This window comes from Cupriavidus sp. FW305-27 (assembly GCF_058787995.1).
In genome coordinates this window covers 104,249-120,252 of sequence record NZ_JBYTAG010000001.1, presented here as the reverse complement: position 1 = coordinate 120,252, position 16,004 = coordinate 104,249, and the positions used below count along the sequence as shown (strand labels likewise).

Here is a 16,004-nt window from a genome sequence, read left to right as displayed (position 1 = left end):
AGCCGGCCTAGGACGCGGTGGTCCCGTGCCGAGTATGCAGGGGGCCGCAACCGGAGGGGAATAACTCATTCAGGTAAAAAGCACGGCGCCGTGCCGGCCGTGTGTCCTTGTAGCTGCCTCCGGGCAGGAATAGACTGGCCGGATTTCCCCATGCGCGACGCCTCATGAAGCCAGACGCCAGACTGACCACCGGCCCGATCGGCCGCACCCTGCTGCTGTTCTCGCTGCCGGTGCTCGGCAGCAACATCCTGCAGTCGCTGAACGCCTCGATCAATTCGGTCTGGGTCGGCCGCTTCCTGGGCGAGGCCGCGCTGACGGCAACCTCCAACGCCAACATCATTCTGTTCTTCCTGCTGGGCGTGGTGTTCGGTATCAGCATGGCCAACACCATCATGATCGGACAGGCCGTGGGCGCGCGCGACCTGGACGAGGCGCGTCGCGTGGTCGGCACCAGCACCACCTTCTTTGTCGGGCTGTCGGTGCTGGCCTCGGCGCTGGGCTATTTCTATACGCCGGCCATCCTCGCGGCGATGCACACGCCGGAAGACGCCGCGCCGCTGGCGGTGAGCTACCTGCGCATCATCTTCCTGGCGCTGCCATTCATGTACTTCTACAACTTCGTGATGATGACGCTGCGCGGCGCGGGCGATTCGCGCACGCCGTTCTGGTTCATGCTGTTGTCGGTGGTGCTGGACGTGGCGCTCAACCCGGTGCTGATCTTCGGTATGGGCCCGGTCCCGCCGCTGGGTATCGCGGGCTCGGCGCTGGCCACGCTGATGGCACAACTGGCGAGCCTGGCGGCGATGATGGTGCTGCTGTACCGGCGCCACCATTTCCTGCTGCTGCACCGTGGCCAGCTTGCACTGCTGCGGCCTGATCCGGCAATCCTGCGGGCACTGGTGGTCAAGGGCTTGCCGATGGGCCTGCAGATGGTGGTGATCTCGTCGTCGGCGATCGTGATGATGGCGCTGGTCAATGCCTATGGCTCGCAGACCACCGCCGCCTACGGCGTGGCCTCGCAGCTGTGGACCTATGTGCAGATGCCCGCGCTGGCGGTAGGCGCGAGCGTGTCATCGATGGTGGCGCAGAACGTCGGCGCCGGACTGTGGCAGCGGGTGTCGCGCATCACGCGCGTGGGGCTGCTGATCAATGTGGTGATGACCGGTGCGCTGGTCGCGCTGATCTATCTGTTCAACCGGCATCCGCTGGGGCTGTTCCTGGGCACTGACGGCGTCGCCATCGGCATCGCGCAGCATATCAACGTGGTGGTGCTGTGGTCGTTCATCCTGTTTGGCTTCACCATCGTCATCTTCGGCACGGTGCGCGCCACCGGCGCGGTGATGGCGCCGCTGGTGATCCTGTTCCTGTCGATGTGGGTGATCCGGCTGCCGTTCGCGTGGTTGCTGGGACCGCGCATCGGCGCCGAGGCGATCTGGTGGAGCTTTCCGCTGGGCTCGGTGGTGTCGCTGGTGCTGGCGGCCGGCTACTACCGCTTCGGCAACTGGCGCCGCAGCCATATCCTGCCCACCGTGCCGCACCCGGCGCAAGCCGTGGGGCAGGCGCCCGATACCAGCATGGGAACGCCCTGCGAAGACGCGGGCGAGGTCGTCGAGGAGACCGCCTCTGCAACGCCCGAGCCCGCAGTCGTGCGCTGAGCTGCAGCGGCCCGCGATCGTGCCGCCGGCTTTGAAAGCCATTCGAAAGATCGGTGTGTCATCGTGTCATCGCTGGCACTCCCTCCCAGCGCACGCGTCGCCTGCCTGGCCAGAGCAGGCGCGCATCCTTCCGGCCGCGCCTTGCCTTGATGCAAGTGCGCGTGCCGTCTTGTTCGCCTGACATTCCCGTCGACTTTTCTTCCGGATTCTTCACCAAGAGATACATCACGTTGTGATGTATTTTTTTCGTAAATAGGCTGGATTTGCCCTTGTTTCCAAGGGGTATCGGTGAATACCCCTAAACCAAGACAAATGAAAGGCACCTGAAAGATCACGTCTCTAAGGTTCGGGTCAACCGTCGGGGAGCATGCGCGCCGCATGCCTTGCCGCTCGAGCCAGTGCGTCCCCGGCATGGCATTTCGTGAACTTTGAGGAGAATCGTTTTGCGCATACGCAGCCAAAAGGACTTTGCCTCCGGCCTGATGTTCGTTCTGGTCGGTCTGGGCTTTTCCTGGGTCGCTCGCGGCTATTCCATGGGAACGGCCGCGAAGATGGGACCCGGATATTTTCCATTCCTGCTGGGACTGGTGCTGGCAGTGCTGGGGGCGGTGGTGCTGCTGTCCTCGCTGTCGCCCAAGGGCGAGGAAGACCATCTGGCGCGCTGGGACCTGAAGACGCTGCTGTGGATCCTCGGTTCGGTGGTGCTGTTCGGCCTGCTGCTCAAGCCGCTGGGCATGGTGCTGTCGGTGTTCGTGCTGGTGATGGTGTCGTCGATGGCCAGCCATGAATTCAGCTGGAAGGGCGCGCTGCTCAACGCCGTGGTGCTGGTGCTGATCAGCCTTGGCGCATTCGTCTACGGCATCAACCTGCAGATGCCGGTGTGGCCGGCCTTTATCACCGGTTAAGGAGCGCCGACCATGGAATTGTTTGATCACCTTGCGCTGGGCTTTTCCACGGCCCTGTCGCTGCAGAACCTGGCCTACGCCTTCCTGGGCTGCGTGCTGGGTACCCTGATCGGCGTGCTGCCGGGCCTGGGGCCGCTGGCCACCATCGCCATGCTGCTGCCGATCACCTACACGCTGCCGCCGGTGGCCGCGCTGATCATGCTGGCCGGCATCTACTACGGCGCCCAGTACGGCGGTTCGACCACCGCCATCCTGGTCAACCTGCCTGGCGAATCGTCATCGGTGGTGACCACCATCGACGGCTACCAGATGGCAAGGCGAGGACGAGCGGGGGTGGCGCTGGCCACCGCCGGCCTGGGCTCGTTCTTTGCCGGCTGCGTGGCCACCCTGATCCTGGCAGCCTTTGCCACGCCGCTGTCTGAACTGGCGTTCAAGTTCGGCCCTGCCGAATACTTCTCGCTGATGGTGCTGGGCCTGATCGGCGCCGTGGTGCTGGCCTCGGGGTCGCTGCCCAAGGCGATCTCGATGATCGTGCTGGGGCTGTTGCTGGGCCTGATCGGCACCGACGTGAACTCGGGCGCGGCGCGCTTCTCATTCGATGTGCCGGAACTGACCGATGGCATCGACTTCGTGGCGCTGGCCATGGGCATGTTCGGCTTTGCCGAGATCATCGCCAACCTGGAGCAGAAGGAAGCGCGCGAGACCTTCACCAACCGCGTGACCAACCTGTTCCCGACCAGGGAAGACTTCAGGCGCATGATCCCGGCTGTGCTGCGCGGCACCGCGCTGGGCTCCGCGCTTGGCATCCTGCCCGGTGGTGGCGCGGCGCTGGCCTCGTTCGCGGCGTACTCGCTGGAGAAGAAGACCTCCAAGTACGCACATGAATTCGGCAAGGGCGCGATCGAAGGCGTGGCAGGTCCGGAGTCTGCCAACAACGCCGCGGCACAAACCTCGTTCATCCCGCTGCTGACGCTGGGCATTCCGCCCAACGCGGTGATGGCGCTGATGGTGGGTGCGATGACCATCCACAACATCCAGCCCGGCCCGCAGGTGATGACCAGCAACCCGGCGCTGTTCTGGGGCCTGATCGCCTCGATGTGGATCGGCAACCTGATGCTGATCATCCTGAACCTGCCGATGATCGGCATCTGGGTGAAGCTGCTGACCGTGCCGTACCGCTTCCTGTACCCGGCGATCCTGGTGTTCTGCGGCATTGGCGTGTACTCAGTCAACAACCAGACCTTCGACGTGTTCATGGCCGCCGGCTTTGGCATCATCGGCTACCTGTTCCTGAAGCTGCGCTGCGAACCCGCTCCGCTGCTGCTGGGCTTCGTGCTGGGGCCGATGATGGAAGAGAACTTCCGCCGCACGCTGCTGCTGTCGCGTGGTGACTTCACCGTGTTCGTGACCCGGCCGCTGTCGGTCGGACTGCTGATCGCAGCCGCTGCCCTGGTTGCAGTAGTGGCGCTGCCGTCGATCAAGGCCAAGCGCGAAGAAGCGTTCCAGGAAGAATAGCGCCACGCGCGCTCCCCGGAAGGGCGCCGGCCTGTTTGATGCCGGCCGGCGCACGCAACGCAAGCAAACGGGGTGCCTTCGCGCACCCCGTTTGCTTTCGCGGGCCGATCGCGTATCCGCCCGCCATCAAGACCAGAGAGCGCCCGACTGCGGCAGCAGTCATGGGCTGCGCATGATGATCAGGATTCCCGCACCATCGGGTGCGCCGACAGCGCCCATGAAACCGCCCATCTTTGACCGGCTTTTCTCACGCATCCATGTGCTCAAGCTTGTGCAGTCGAGCCCGTCCACGGTCCTGAGCCTGGTCGACCGGCTGCGCGAGCGCGGCATCGACAAGAATATCCGCTCGTTGCGGCCGATCCTGCGCAGCCTGATGATGGCGCGGGCCATTACTGCCGAGCTGGTTGAAGGCTGTGGCCGCGTCTATTGCATCACCGAGCAGGGGCGGGCGGAGCTGGAGGCTTATATGTCGCACCTGGCGGTGCTGAAGGCGGAGCTGGAGCCGGGGGCAGAAGAGTAGGGGCAGTCAGCTGCCACCCGTCAGACAAAAAAGGCCGGCCCATCGGACCGGCCTTCTGCATGCTGCCCGCCTGCCGCAGGCAGCTGCAAGCACGCTGTTACTGCGTTACGAGTTCAAGACCAGCTTGCGACTCATCATCGCCGCGTGCCACCAGCACCTTGATCTTGTTCGGCGTCAGGCCGGCAATGCCATCCACCGGGATCGTGGTGATCAGCCAGTCAGCGTTGTTGGCCAGGGTCAGTGCGCCGGAATCGAAGATCACGGTCTTGGTCCCCGCGGTGGTGATGCGCAGGCGGTAGGTGGTGTTGCCATCCACGTCGATCGAGTCGGTGCCCGAGGCTGGCACAGCCTGCTTGTAGCCCACGTTGGCGAAGGTCGGGCCCACCGAGTTCAGGTCGATGGCCGGCAAGGTCAGGTAGATGTCAATGTTCTGCGCATTGAACGAGGCGTTCAGGCTGCGCACGCGTGCCTTGTGCGACAGCAGGCCCTTCTCGAACGGATCGTCGATCGTCAGCGTTTCAGCGGAGCTCGCACCCGGCAGCGCGACCACGGTGTATTTGTGGCCGGTGGCGGCGGTCAGGGTGGCGCGGCCCAGTTCCGTCTGCGTGCCAGCCGTGTTGAAGGAGATCAGCTGGTTGCCGGTTTCGACATTGAAGTAGGTCGAGACGAACTTGTAAGGCTTGTTCACGAAGCTGGTCAGGGTGCCGTTCTGCAGCACGTCGACGTTCGGGCCGCCGGTGATGGCGTGGATCACGCGGATCGTCGGCTTGCTCAGCCCGATGCGGTCGTCGATGCCGTCATCACCGCCGCCGCAGGCAGTCAGGACTGCAGTGGCAGCTAACGCGAGGCCGATAAACAGGGTCTTGGATCGGAACATGGGTCACCTCTTGCTGTTGGAGGAGTCAGAGACGATCTGGCCCATGCCCGCGCGGGGGCGCGCCGGTCGCGTGGCCAGTTGGCTGTCTGTTGTTGCAGGCGCAGCGATTGCACCTGTCGTGATGCAACGATAGGTATCAACCCAGGGGCGAGACAGGCGCGGGGCTCCGAATCGCATGTCGGACAATTCCGACAAGCGGTGACGCGTGCGTGCGTGGCGGGGCCGGCCAGGCCCGCAGGTGCGGGGCCTGGCGGGACGTTGGCCGGGCTGGTGGCCCGGTTGGCCGGTGGCCGCCAGTGTGTAACTGGTTGTTGCGGCTGTGCTGCTGCAGTGACTCAGCCTTGCGCCATCATCACCTGGTTGCGGCCATTGCGCTTGGCCTGGTAGAGGCCTGCATCAGCGGCTTCCACTACCTGGTTCGGCGCCTGGTCAGGCTGGGGCACCAGCACGGCGCCGCCGATGCTGACGGTGACGCAGTCGGCGGTGGGGGAGCCGCCGTGGGCAATGGCCAGCCCCTGCACTGCGCGCCGCACCTTTTCGGCCAGCAGCCGCACGCCGCCTGGCGAGGTCGCCGGCAGCACCATGGCGAATTCCTCTCCGCCAAAACGCGCGGGCAGGTCGGTGGGGCGCACGCAATTGTCGCGGATCACAGCGGCCACGCGGCGCAGCACCTCGTCTCCGGCGACGTGGCCGTAGGTGTCGTTGTAGGCCTTGAACGCGTCGACGTCGATCATCAGCAGCGCCACCTGGGTTTGCTCGCGCAGCGCGCGGCGCCATTCCGCGCCGAGGTATTCATCGAAATAGCGCCGGTTGGACAAGCCGGTCAGGCCGTCTGAATTGGTCAGCCGCTGCAGCTCCAGGTTGGTTTCCAGCAGTTGTTGCTGGCTTTGCCGCAGCGCGCGATAGGCTTCGTCGCGCTGCAGCTGGTTCAGGTAGGAGCGCGAGTGGTAGCGGATGCGCGCAATCAGCTCGATGCTGTCGGGCAGCTTGACCAGGTAGTCGTTGGCGCCGGCGGCAAACGCCGCGCCCTTGGTCGCGGCATCTTCCTTGGTCGAAAGCACGATGATGGGGATGTCGCGCGTGGCGGGGTTCTCGCGATAGCGCTGCACCAGCGTCAGGCCGTCCACGCCCGGCATCACCAGGTCCTGCAGGATCACGGTGGGCTTGGTCCGCTGCGCCACCGCCACGGCCTCGTCGGGCTGCGCGCAGTAGTGGAAGTCGATGTCGGCTTCGGTGGAGAGCGCGCGGCGCACCGCTTCGCCGACCATGGCCTGGTCGTCCACCAGCAGCACCATGGCAAGGTAGTCCTTGTCGGCCGCAGGCGCTGCGGGTCGGTTGGGTAATTCGGGTTGCATGTTCAGTTCCTGGGTGTCACGGTCCCGGTGCCGGCCGCGACGTATTGCATCGGGTCAAAGCGGCACGGTGCCGCCGCATGCCTGCACCAGCCGCGGCGCAATGCGCGGCAGCGGCAGGATCTCCGCGGCCGCGCCCATGGCTGCGGCGGCCTTGGGCATGCCGTACACGGCGCTGGTGGCGCGGTCCTGGGCGATGGTCAGGAAGCCGCGCTCGCGCATCGCCTTCAGCCCCAGCGCGCCGTCGCGGCCCATGCCGGTGAGCAGCACGCCGATCACGTCGCCGCGCCAGTGCTCCACCACGCTTTCAAAGAACACATCGATGGAGGGGCGGTACAGGTAGTCGCAGGGCTGTTCGGAGTAGGCCATGCGCGTGGGACTGGCCAGGCGCAGGTGGTCGTTGGTGCCGGCCAGCAGCACCGTGCCGGCCTGGGGCGCGTCGCCGGCGCGGGCAATGCGCACCGGCAGCTTGCACTGTCCGTCGAGCCAGTCGGCCATGCCGGCGGCAAAGGCTTCGTCCACATGCTGCACGGTGACCACCGCGGCGCCGAAGTCCGCCGGCAGCGCGCCCAGCAGCGTGGCCAGCGCGGCCGGGCCGCCGGCCGAGGCGCCGATCGCCACCAGCCGTGGTGCGGCCACTGCGCGCGGCGCTGCCGTCAGCCTATGCTGCGGGGCCACGCGGCCGGCCAGCAGGCGGCCGATATTGCGCAGCTTGCGCAGCAGCGGCCCGGCGGCAAGCTGGGCGTCGGGCTCGACCAGCGTGGGGGTGTCGACCGCGTCGATGGCGCCGTGGCCCATTGCGTCGAACACCTGCGAGGCATTGCGGCCCAGGTCCATGGTCACCACCACGATGGCGCAGGGGGTGGCGGACATGATGCGCCGGGTCGCCTCGACGCCGTCCATGACCGGCATCAGCAGGTCCATCAGGATCAGGTCCGGGGTCTGGCGCGCGGCCATCTGCACCGCCTGTTCGCCGTCGCCGGCGACCCAGGCGATCTCGAACGACGGATCCAGCGCAAGCGCGCGGCGCAGCGCGGCTACCGCAAGCGCCGAGTCATTGACGATGCCGATCTTCATGGGCGTGCCTCGCCGATCAGGTCATGGACCGCGTCGAGCAACGCGGCGTCGTGGAAACTGCCCTTGGCCAGATAATAGTCCGCGCCGGCCTCGAGCCCGCGCTGGCGGTCCTGTTCGCGGTCCTTGTACGACACCACCATCACCGGCAGCTGCCGCAGCGCGGCGTCCTGCCGGATCCGGCGCACCAGCTCGATGCCGTCCATGCGCGGCATGTCGATATCGGTGATGACCAGGTCGAAGGGCTCGGCGCGCAGCACATTCCAGCCGTCCATGCCGTCGACCGCCACCGCCACGTCATAGCCGCGCCCGGCCAGCAGCTTGCGCTGCAGCTCGCGCACGGTGAGCGAGTCGTCCACCACCAGCACGCGCCGCGCGCGCGCCTGGACGCTGGCCACGGCCGCCTGCCGCACGCCTTCGATGCGGCCCTCGGAGACCAGCTTCTCGACCGAGCGGATCACGTCCTCGACATCGAAGATCAGCACCGGCGTGCCGTCGTCGGTGAGGCTGCCGGCGGCGATGTCGCGGACCTTGCCCAGTGCCGCCGGCAGCGGCTGCACCACCAGCAGGCGCTCGCCCAGCATGCGGTCGACGGCAATGCCATAGATGCGCTCGGCCTCGCCGATGACCACCACTGGCACTTGCGCGTGCGCATTGGCAGCGTCAGCCTCGGGGCGTTGCAGCACCTGCGCCGCGCTGACCAGCCCGATGGCGCGGCCTTCGTGGCGGAAATGCTGGTGCCCTTCGGTCTGCTCGATCTCGCTGCGCGCCACCGAGGCCGCGCGCAGCACGCGGCCCAGCGGGAAGGCATAGGCTTCGCCCGCGACCTCCACCAGCAGAGCGCGCACCACCGACAGCGTCAGTGGCAACTCCATCCGGAAGTGCAGGCCCTGGCCCGGCTGCTGCGTCAGGCGCAGGCTGCCACGCACGCGGCGCACCATCTCCTGCACGGCATCGAGGCCCACGCCGCGGCCGGAGACCTCGGAGACCGAGTCGCGCATGCTGAAGCCCGGCAGCAGCAGGAAGTCGAGCAGCTCTGCCTGCGACAGCCGTGCCGCGGTCTCTGCGGACGCCAGCCGCCGCCGCACGATGGCGTCGCGCAGGGCTTCCAGGTCGACGCCGGCGCCGTCGTCGAAGATTTCGATCACCAGGCGGCCCGCGTTGTGGCGCGCCTGCAGCGTGACGCGGCCTTCCGCCGGCTTGCCCTGCGCCGCGCGCACCTCGGGCGCTTCGATGCCGTGGTCCACCGCGTTGCGCAGCAGGTGCGCCAGCGGCGCGTCCAGTGCTTCCAGGATATCGCGGTCCACCTGGGTGCCGGCGCCGATCAGGTCCAGGTGCACCGGCTTGCCGAGCGCGCGCCCGAGGTCGCGCACCATGCGCGCATAGCCGGTCAGCGCGTCCGCCAGCGGGCGCATGCGCGAGGCCAGCGCGCTGTCATAGAGCCGGCGCGCCAGCCGCGTGGCGCGGTGATCGTACTGTTCGAACTCTTCCAGCCGCGCGGCCAGCTGATCGTGGCTTTCGTCCAGCAGCTGGCGCAGTTCTGCCAGCGCGGTGTGCGCAGCCGCGCCCGCGTTGCCGTCCTGCAAGGCTTGCTGCAGCGCATCGACGGCGCGCAGTGCGCGTGCCTGTTGCCGCCTTGCCTTCTGCAGCGAGGTGCCGAAGGGGCGCAGCCAGTGCGACTCGACCATGGCCTCGCCGGACAGCGCCAGCAACTGGTCAAGCGCGTCGGCATTCACGCGCAGCATGCGCTCCTGTGTGTCGTCTGCCGGTGCCGGCGGCGCCGGTATCGCGGGCGCTGGTTCCGGTAACGGGGCCGGCGCTGGCTGTGCCTGCACGACCGGCGCCGCGGCACCGCCATCGACCGTGCCCAGCCGCTGCACCACTGCATCGATCTCGGCGCGGCCCGCGTGCTCGGCCCAGCCCGGATTGCCGCCGGGCGGATGGCCGATGCGCAGCAGCAGGTCGGTGCCTTGCAGCAGCGCGTCGATATGCGCGGCGGTCAGCGGCATGCCGCCCTGTGCGGCGACCAGGCAGTCTTCCATGGCGTGTGCTACGCGCACGCCGCCATCGAGCCCGACGATGCGGGCCGCGCCCTTGAGCGAGTGGGCGGCACGCATGCAGGCTTCGAGCTGCTCGGCGGCTGCCGGGTTGCGCTCCAGCGCCAGCAGGCCGGCATTGAGGACTTCGGCCTGGGCATCGGCCTCGAGCGCGAACAGTTCCAGCAGCGAGGCGTCGCGCAGTTGCTCGGAATTCATGCCAGGCTCCTGGCCAGCGCCTGGCGTACCAGTGCGGCATCGAGCAGCCCGACGCTGCGGCCCTGGTCGAGGAACAGCGCCTGCGTGTAGCGCGCCGAGGCCCGCGCAAGGGTGGCGGGCAGCGGCTGCAGCGCGGGCTGCGGCACGCGGGCGATGCCAGACACCTCGGCCACCGGCAGCGCGATCGCGGCGCGGCCCTGCCCGAGGATCAGGAAACGGCTGCCGCTGGCACTTTCACCGGCGCCCGCGTCGAACAGCCGGGCCAGCGACAGGCAGGCCAGCAGGTTGCCGCGCACCGCGGCCAGCCCCAGCACGGCGGCATCGCGCCGGTGCGGCAGCGAATGGATCGGGCAGGGGGCGGTGACTTCGCTCAGCGCTGCGGTTGGCAAGGCCAGCCACTCATCGCCGATGCGGAACACCAGGCAGGCCAGCGCGGTGCCGCGTTCTGCCGGCAAGGCCCCGTCATCGTCGGTGAACGTGGCGGCATCGGGCAGTGCCTCCGGCATTACGTCCAGCCGTTGCGCGTCCAGCAGCATGGCCGCGGCCCGGGCGTAGGTGGGGCAGTTGCGGCAGTGCGCGTGCTCGGCCAGGGCGGGGCACGAGCCGTCGCCGCGCACGCCGATGCGCCGCCAGCAGTCGTCGACGTTTTCGGTGCGCAGGAGAATGCCTGGGGGCTCAGCCATGGTGCTTGCGGGTGTGGCGTTGCGCGCGCTGGCGCAGGTGCATGGCGCCAGCGTGATCGCCTTCGGTATCGAGCAGCGCGGCCAGGTGGTACAGGCTTTCCTGGTGCGCCGGGTCCAGGTACAGCGCCTTGCGGTAGGCGGCATGGGCCTGCGCGGCGCGGCCCGCGGCGTCGTGCAGCACACCCAGCATGCAATAGGCGTCGGCGTTGGCATCCGCGGTGCGCTCGAGCAGCGCCAGGCAGGCTGCGGTGGCAGCCTCCAGCTCGCCGCGGTCGGCCTGGGCGGCAATGGCAGCCAGCGCGGCGCGCTGATCGTTGCCAGGCGCGGGCGCTGCGGGCCGCAGGGGCGGGGGCGTGACCGGGACGGGCCGCATCGAGGCAGGCGGCCGCGGCAGCCGTGGCGGTGCGGCCATGCGCGGCGGCTGGGCCGCGTGCACGGGCGCACGCGGCGCCGCCCTGGCGGCGGGCACGGCGGACGGCTTGCGGAAGGCAAAGGTCAGCGGCAGGCCGACCGGCTCCAGGCCCTGCGCGCTCAGCACGCTGGCCTCGGCCGGCCCGACAAAGAGAATGCCGTCGGCAGCGGCCAGCCGCGCCAGCGTCTGCACCGCATGCCGCTGCCCCGGCGCGTCGAAGTAGATCAGCAGGTTGCGGCAGAACACGAAGTCATAGGGCCGCTCGCCGGCCAGCAGGCCGGGATCGACCAGGTTGCCCTGCAGCAGCCGCACCTGTGCGCGCACGCGTGCATCCAGCACATAGCCGCTGGGCGTGGCCGTGAAATAGCGGTCGCGGAAATCCAGCGGCGCGCTGCGAAACGCGTTTGCGCCGTATTCGCCCTGGCGTGCGCGGGCCAGCGCGCGGGCGCTGATGTCCACCGCATCGATGGCAAAGCGGCCCGCCGGCACGCCCGCATCGAGCATGGCCATGGCGATCGAGTAGGGCTCTTCGCCGGTGGAGCAGGGCAGGCTCAGCGCGCGCAGGGTGCGCCTGCCGTCGGCAAAGGCGCGCTCGGCGGCAAGGCGGCCCAGCGCCAGCAGTGCTTCGCGATGCCGGAAGAACCAGGTCTCGGGCACCACCACGGCCTCGATCAGGGCCTGGAATTCATCGGCGGTGCCGTGCAGCAAGTCCCAGTAGGCCTGGGTGTCCGGCGCCTGCCGTGCCTGCTGGCGCTCACGCACGGCGCGTGCTACCGCGCCGGTGCCGATGGCGCCGGCGTCCAGGCCGATGCGGGCCTTGAGCAGGGCCTCGATGTGCGTGGCAGTGCTCATGCCGCGGCCTCCCCGGAGGTGTCGGCAAACAGCATGGCATGGACGTCGTCCGGCAGCAGGGCATCGACCCGCACCCACTGCAGCAGGCCGCGCGCGTCGTGCCGCACCGGCCCAAGGTAGCGCGGGCTGGCTCCGGCGATGCCGCCGTCGACAAACGATTTCACCGGGCAGCGCAGCGTCTGGGTGGCCGATTCCAGGCGCAGGCCCAGCAGCCGGCCGGCCTCGCCGCCATGGCGGCGGTAGTGGACCAGCACCGTGCGCGTGCTGGTGCGCAGCGCCGCCGGCACGCCGGTGGCCAGCGCCGGCAGGTCGATCACCGGCACCGGCTGGCCGCGGCGCTCCATCAGGCCCGCCACCCAGGCCGGCGCGCCGGGGATCTGCTTGAGCCGCGTGAGCGGCAGCACCTCGGCCACCTCGGCGGCATCGAGCGCATAGTGGTCAGCGCCGAGGCGGAACAGCAGGAAAAGTTTCATGGCGGCGGGGCGCAGGCCCTAGACCTTGAAGCGCGAGACGCCGCTGCGCAGGTCGTTGGCCACCAGCGTCAGTTCGTCGATCGCCTGGCTCGACTGGCGCAGCGACTCCACGGTCTGCTGCGCGGCCTCGGACAGCTGCATCAGCGCCTGGTTGATCTGCTCGGCGCCGCCGGCCTGGGCCTGCATGCCTTCATTGACCATCAGCACGCGCGGCGCCAGCGACTGCACCTGCGCGATGATCTGCGACAGCTGGTCGCCGACCTGCGTGACCTCGGACATGCCGCGGCGCACTTCCTCCGAGAACTTGTCCATGCCCATCACGCCCGCCGACACCGCCGACTGGATCTCGCGCACCATCTGCTCGATATCGTAGGTGGCCACCGCGGTCTGGTCGGCCAGGCGGCGGATCTCGGTCGCCACCACGGCAAAGCCGCGGCCGTATTCGCCGGCCTTCTCGGCCTCGATCGCGGCGTTCAGCGACAGCAGGTTGGTCTGGTCGGCCACCTTGGCGATGGTGGTCACGACCTGGTTGATATTGCTGGCCTTTTCGTTGAGCGTGGCCAGCTTGGCATTGACCGAGCCGGCGGCGTCCATCACATGCTGCATGGTGCCTTCCATGCGCGACAGCCCGACCTGGCCGGTGCCGGCCAGCCCGGCCGCCTGCTCGGCGGCGCTGGAGACTTCATGGATGGTGCGCACCAGGTCGCGCGCGGTGGCCGAGATCTCGCGCGAGGTCGCGCCGATCTGGGTCGTGGTGGCGGCGGTCTCGGTGGCGGTGGCCTGCTGCTGGCGCGCCGTCGCGGCGATCTCGTTGACCGAGGTGGTGACCTGGATCGCGGTGCGCTGCGCCTGGCCCACCAGCGAGGTCAGCTCTCCCGTCATCTGGTTGAAACCTGCCTCCACTTCCTGGAATTCGTCCTTGCGGCGCAGCGCCATGCGCAGGCGCAGGTCGCCGCCGCGGATGCCGGACAGCAGGTTGACGATCGACTGCATCGGCACTGTGATCGCGCGCAGCAGCAGGTAGCCGCAGACGATGGCGACCACCAGGGCCACGATCAGTGCCGCTTCGATGCCGATCTTGGCGGCATTGACGGCGTCGTCGATGCCGCGCGCCGCCCGCGCATTGACCGCGCTGTTGTCGTCCACCAGGTGCTGGGCGGCCTTGCGCGCCTCGATCCAGCGGTCATGCACGGTGCCGCGCAACGCGGCTGAGGCGGCGGCGCCGTTCCACTCGCCCGTCCGGGTCAGGATCTGGGCTGCCTGTTCGTATTGCGCGCGCACGTCCCGATAGGCCCTGAAGGCGGCGCGGTCTTCGTCGCGCGTGATCGAGGTCTCGTACTGCTGCTCGACCTTGTCGAGCCGGCTTGCGGCGTCCTGGCCCTGTTGCTGGAAGCTGCGCCGCTCGGCCTCGTCGGCGGCATTGATGGTCTGCCACGCCAGCACGTAGCGCTCGCCCCAGATGCCGCGGATGCCGGTACTGTGGTTCAGTCCGGGCAGCGCGTCCTTCAGCATCAGCGTGGTTTCGCGCTCAATGGCGCTCAGGCGGGTGTAGGAGACAACGCCCATCAGCGCCATGACAAGCAGGATCAGCGAAAAGCTTGCCAGGATGCGCGTGCGGATGGTCCATTCGTTCACGGTGTGGTCCCGGTGATGTTCTTGTTCAGGAGCGGCCATTCCCCGCAAAGCCGCCTCAGGGGCTCCTCTCGGGGTAGCAAGGGGCGGCGCGGCGGCGGCGGGCGGCCTCGACGCGCGGTAGGGTACTGTAAGCCGGGACCCGATTCAACGCGCAATGCGGCGCCGTTGCGCGGGTGCATAGCCATTCCCGCCACAATCGGAACTGCTTGATTTTTTCCAAGTTTTCGTCACACTTGCTAAATTGCTAGCGGGTAACAATGTCGACAATTACAGATGGGGCAGGGATGGTGGCCAAGTCGGGGGCGAAGGCGACTGGCGCCTCGCCAGGCTCGGATCTCGATCCGCTGACCGGCGTTGACAATCGCCAGGGATTTCTGAAGCGGCTGGAGGCACGCCTGCAGAGCGAGGCGGTGCCCCGCTGTGCTTTGCTGTTGATCGGCATTGACGATTTCCGCGCCTTCAACGACATGCACGGGCATGCCGAAGGCGACCTGATCCTGCAGCGCGTGGCCCGCCGCCTGCGCGACGCCTCGCCGCGCGACGCTGCCATCGGCCGCATTGGCAGCGACGAGTTCGGTGTGCTGCTTCCCTCCATTGCGGATCCCACGCTGGTGCGCCATGTCGGCGCGGCGATCCTCTCGATGCTGTCCTCCCCGCATGAGAACGCGGGTGGCCGCCACCATGTGCTGGCCAGCATCGGCGCCTGCGTGATCCCCGCCGCCGGCGAACAGGGGTCAGACGTGCTGGCCGCGGCCAGCCTGGCGCTGGCCCGCGCCAAGCACGACGGCGGCCGCACCATCCGCTTCTTCAAGCCGCAGATGCGCTCGGACGTGACCACGCGGCTGTCGCTGGTGCAGGCGTTGCACGAAGCCTATGCCCAGCGCCAGTTCGAGCTGCTGTACCAGCCGCAGGTCGACCTGCGCGACGGCCGCGTGCACGGTGCCGAGGCGCTGATGCGCTGGCGCCATCCGACCCGCGGCCTGCTGGCGCCGGCCGCCTTCATCGACGCGCTGGCCGGCAGCAGCATCGCCAGTGATGTCGGCATGTGGCTGCTGCAGACCGCCTGCGCCCAGGCGCGCGCGTGGTCGCTGGCCTTTCCCCAGCCGCCGCGGGTGGCGATCAACCTGTTCGCGGCCCAGCTGTCCGAAAGCCGGCTGCTGACCGAGGTGCGCCACGTGCTGCGCGCGCTGGAACTGGCCCCGGACTGCCTGGAGATCGAGATCACCGAAACCATCGCGCTGCAGCAGGGCGACGAGGTCGCGGACCAGCTGCAGGCGCTGCGCCGCGACGGCGTGACGCTGACTTGCGATGACTTCGGCACCGGCTATGCCTCGCTCAGCTTCCTGAAGTCGTTCCCGGTGGACCGGCTCAAGATCGACCAGTCCTTTATCCGCAACGTGACCGAAGACCCGGTCGATGCCGCAATCGTGCGCTCGGTGATCAACGTGGGCGCAAGCCTGCACATTGGCGTGGTCGCAGAAGGCGTGGAAACGCCCGAGCAGCGCGACTTCCTGCTGGCCAACGGCTGCCATGAGGCGCAGGGCTACCTGTACGGCCGCCCGATGCCGGCCGAGCGCCTGACCGAAATGCTGCGCCAGCAGTCCGGCCGCTGAGCCGCTTCCGCCGCCGTTTTGCCCCCCGCCCTGTCAGGGAAGTTGTTTCCACCTTTGACGGCGAGCCTGCTCGTCCCGGGCACCCGCTGACCCCCCGCCCGCCCGCAGCCTGCCTGGGATAGCGGTCCTGCCCGCGCGGCATGGCCGCATGGCGAAATACGAACTTACAAAGTCTGCCGCCCC

The 16,004-nt window shown here is 68.4% G+C and carries 13 protein-coding genes; 5 read left to right on the top strand and 8 right to left on the bottom strand.

Annotated elements, in window-relative coordinates; genetic code table 11:
• The first annotated feature begins 164 nt into the window (after window positions 1-164).
• The 4 genes from AC3WRI_RS00545 to AC3WRI_RS00530 all read left to right on the top strand — a co-directional run bounded on the left by AC3WRI_RS00545 (window position 165) and on the right by AC3WRI_RS00530 (window position 4,595).
• On the top strand, window positions 165-1,655 hold the full coding sequence (locus tag AC3WRI_RS00545) for an MATE family efflux transporter (protein ID WP_011617616.1): 1,491 nt from the start codon (window positions 165-167) through the stop codon (window positions 1,653-1,655).
• 443 nt (window positions 1,656-2,098) lie between these two features.
• The gene (locus AC3WRI_RS00540; protein ID WP_010811081.1) at window positions 2,099-2,560 is read left to right on the top strand and encodes a tripartite tricarboxylate transporter TctB family protein; all 462 of its coding nucleotides are present in this window, start codon (window positions 2,099-2,101) and stop codon (window positions 2,558-2,560) included.
• A gap of 12 nt (window positions 2,561-2,572) precedes the next feature.
• Window positions 2,573-4,075 (top strand): tripartite tricarboxylate transporter permease, encoded by a 1,503-nt coding sequence (locus tag AC3WRI_RS00535; RefSeq protein ID WP_010811082.1) that lies wholly within the window; start codon window positions 2,573-2,575, stop codon window positions 4,073-4,075.
• Between the two features lie 217 nt (window positions 4,076-4,292).
• Window positions 4,293-4,595 carry a helix-turn-helix transcriptional regulator gene (locus tag AC3WRI_RS00530; protein ID WP_010811083.1) on the top strand — a complete coding sequence of 101 codons (303 nt, stop codon included), beginning with the start codon at window positions 4,293-4,295 and terminating at the stop codon, window positions 4,593-4,595.
• Window positions 4,596-4,692: 97 nt separating this feature from the next.
• On the opposite strand, the gene AC3WRI_RS00525 is transcribed toward AC3WRI_RS00530, so the two are convergent.
• The 8 genes from AC3WRI_RS00525 to AC3WRI_RS00490 form a co-directional block, all read right to left on the bottom strand.
• Entirely contained in the window at window positions 4,693-5,472 is a 780-nt protein-coding gene (locus AC3WRI_RS00525) for a DUF4397 domain-containing protein (protein ID WP_010811084.1), read from the bottom strand.
• A 335-nt stretch (window positions 5,473-5,807) separates the two neighbouring features.
• Window positions 5,808-6,827, bottom strand: coding sequence for a diguanylate cyclase domain-containing protein (locus AC3WRI_RS00520; RefSeq protein ID WP_011617614.1), 1,020 nt, complete (start codon window positions 6,825-6,827; stop codon window positions 5,808-5,810).
• A 54-nt stretch (window positions 6,828-6,881) separates the two neighbouring features.
• Window positions 6,882-7,901 (bottom strand): chemotaxis response regulator protein-glutamate methylesterase, encoded by a 1,020-nt coding sequence (locus tag AC3WRI_RS00515; protein WP_010811086.1) that lies wholly within the window; start codon window positions 7,899-7,901, stop codon window positions 6,882-6,884.
• Window positions 7,898-10,153: a hybrid sensor histidine kinase/response regulator gene (locus tag AC3WRI_RS00510; protein WP_011617613.1), complete on the bottom strand. Its 2,256-nt coding sequence runs from the start codon at window positions 10,151-10,153 to the stop codon at window positions 7,898-7,900. Before AC3WRI_RS00510 ends, AC3WRI_RS00515 begins: the two co-directional genes overlap by 4 nt.
• A complete protein-coding gene (locus AC3WRI_RS00505; RefSeq protein ID WP_011617612.1) occupies window positions 10,150-10,836 on the bottom strand; it encodes a chemotaxis protein CheW in 687 nt (228 codons plus the stop codon). Before AC3WRI_RS00505 ends, AC3WRI_RS00510 begins: the two co-directional genes overlap by 4 nt.
• Window positions 10,829-12,100 (bottom strand): CheR family methyltransferase, encoded by a 1,272-nt coding sequence (locus AC3WRI_RS00500; protein ID WP_011617611.1) that lies wholly within the window; start codon window positions 12,098-12,100, stop codon window positions 10,829-10,831. Before AC3WRI_RS00500 ends, AC3WRI_RS00505 begins: the two co-directional genes overlap by 8 nt.
• Window positions 12,097-12,573 (bottom strand): chemotaxis protein CheW, encoded by a 477-nt coding sequence (locus AC3WRI_RS00495; protein WP_010811090.1) that lies wholly within the window; start codon window positions 12,571-12,573, stop codon window positions 12,097-12,099. The genes AC3WRI_RS00500 and AC3WRI_RS00495 overlap by 4 nt, the downstream gene beginning before the upstream one ends.
• 18 nt (window positions 12,574-12,591) lie before the next feature.
• Complete coding sequence (locus tag AC3WRI_RS00490) at window positions 12,592-14,247, bottom strand: methyl-accepting chemotaxis protein (RefSeq protein WP_011617610.1); 1,656 nt, start codon at window positions 14,245-14,247, stop codon at window positions 12,592-12,594.
• A gap of 245 nt (window positions 14,248-14,492) precedes the next feature.
• On the opposite strand from AC3WRI_RS00490, the gene AC3WRI_RS00485 reads away from it, so the two are divergent.
• On the top strand, window positions 14,493-15,821 hold the full coding sequence (locus AC3WRI_RS00485) for a putative bifunctional diguanylate cyclase/phosphodiesterase (RefSeq protein WP_011617609.1): 1,329 nt from the start codon (window positions 14,493-14,495) through the stop codon (window positions 15,819-15,821).
• The last annotated feature ends 183 nt before the right edge of the window (window positions 15,822-16,004 follow it).

Excerpts from the sequence above, each read along its gene's own strand:
- AC3WRI_RS00505 (WP_011617612.1), bottom strand. The coding sequence starts at position 10,836 with ATGGCTGAGCCCCCAGGCATTCTCCTGCGCACCGAAAACGTCGACGAC.
- AC3WRI_RS00495 (WP_010811090.1), bottom strand. The coding sequence starts at position 12,573 with ATGAAACTTTTCCTGCTGTTCCGCCTCGGCGCTGACCACTATGCGCTC.
- AC3WRI_RS00515 (WP_010811086.1), bottom strand. The coding sequence starts at position 7,901 with ATGAAGATCGGCATCGTCAATGACTCGGCGCTTGCGGTAGCCGCGCTG.
- AC3WRI_RS00545 (WP_011617616.1), top strand. The coding sequence starts at position 165 with ATGAAGCCAGACGCCAGACTGACCACCGGCCCGATCGGCCGCACCCTG.
- AC3WRI_RS00535 (WP_010811082.1), top strand. The coding sequence starts at position 2,573 with ATGGAATTGTTTGATCACCTTGCGCTGGGCTTTTCCACGGCCCTGTCG.
- AC3WRI_RS00520 (WP_011617614.1), bottom strand. The coding sequence starts at position 6,827 with ATGCAACCCGAATTACCCAACCGACCCGCAGCGCCTGCGGCCGACAAG.
- AC3WRI_RS00510 (WP_011617613.1), bottom strand. The coding sequence starts at position 10,153 with ATGAATTCCGAGCAACTGCGCGACGCCTCGCTGCTGGAACTGTTCGCG.
- AC3WRI_RS00490 (WP_011617610.1), bottom strand. The coding sequence starts at position 14,247 with ATGGCCGCTCCTGAACAAGAACATCACCGGGACCACACCGTGAACGAA.
- AC3WRI_RS00500 (WP_011617611.1), bottom strand. The coding sequence starts at position 12,100 with ATGAGCACTGCCACGCACATCGAGGCCCTGCTCAAGGCCCGCATCGGC.
- AC3WRI_RS00530 (WP_010811083.1), top strand. The coding sequence starts at position 4,293 with ATGAAACCGCCCATCTTTGACCGGCTTTTCTCACGCATCCATGTGCTC.
- AC3WRI_RS00525 (WP_010811084.1), bottom strand. The coding sequence starts at position 5,472 with ATGTTCCGATCCAAGACCCTGTTTATCGGCCTCGCGTTAGCTGCCACT.
- AC3WRI_RS00485 (WP_011617609.1), top strand. The coding sequence starts at position 14,493 with ATGGTGGCCAAGTCGGGGGCGAAGGCGACTGGCGCCTCGCCAGGCTCG.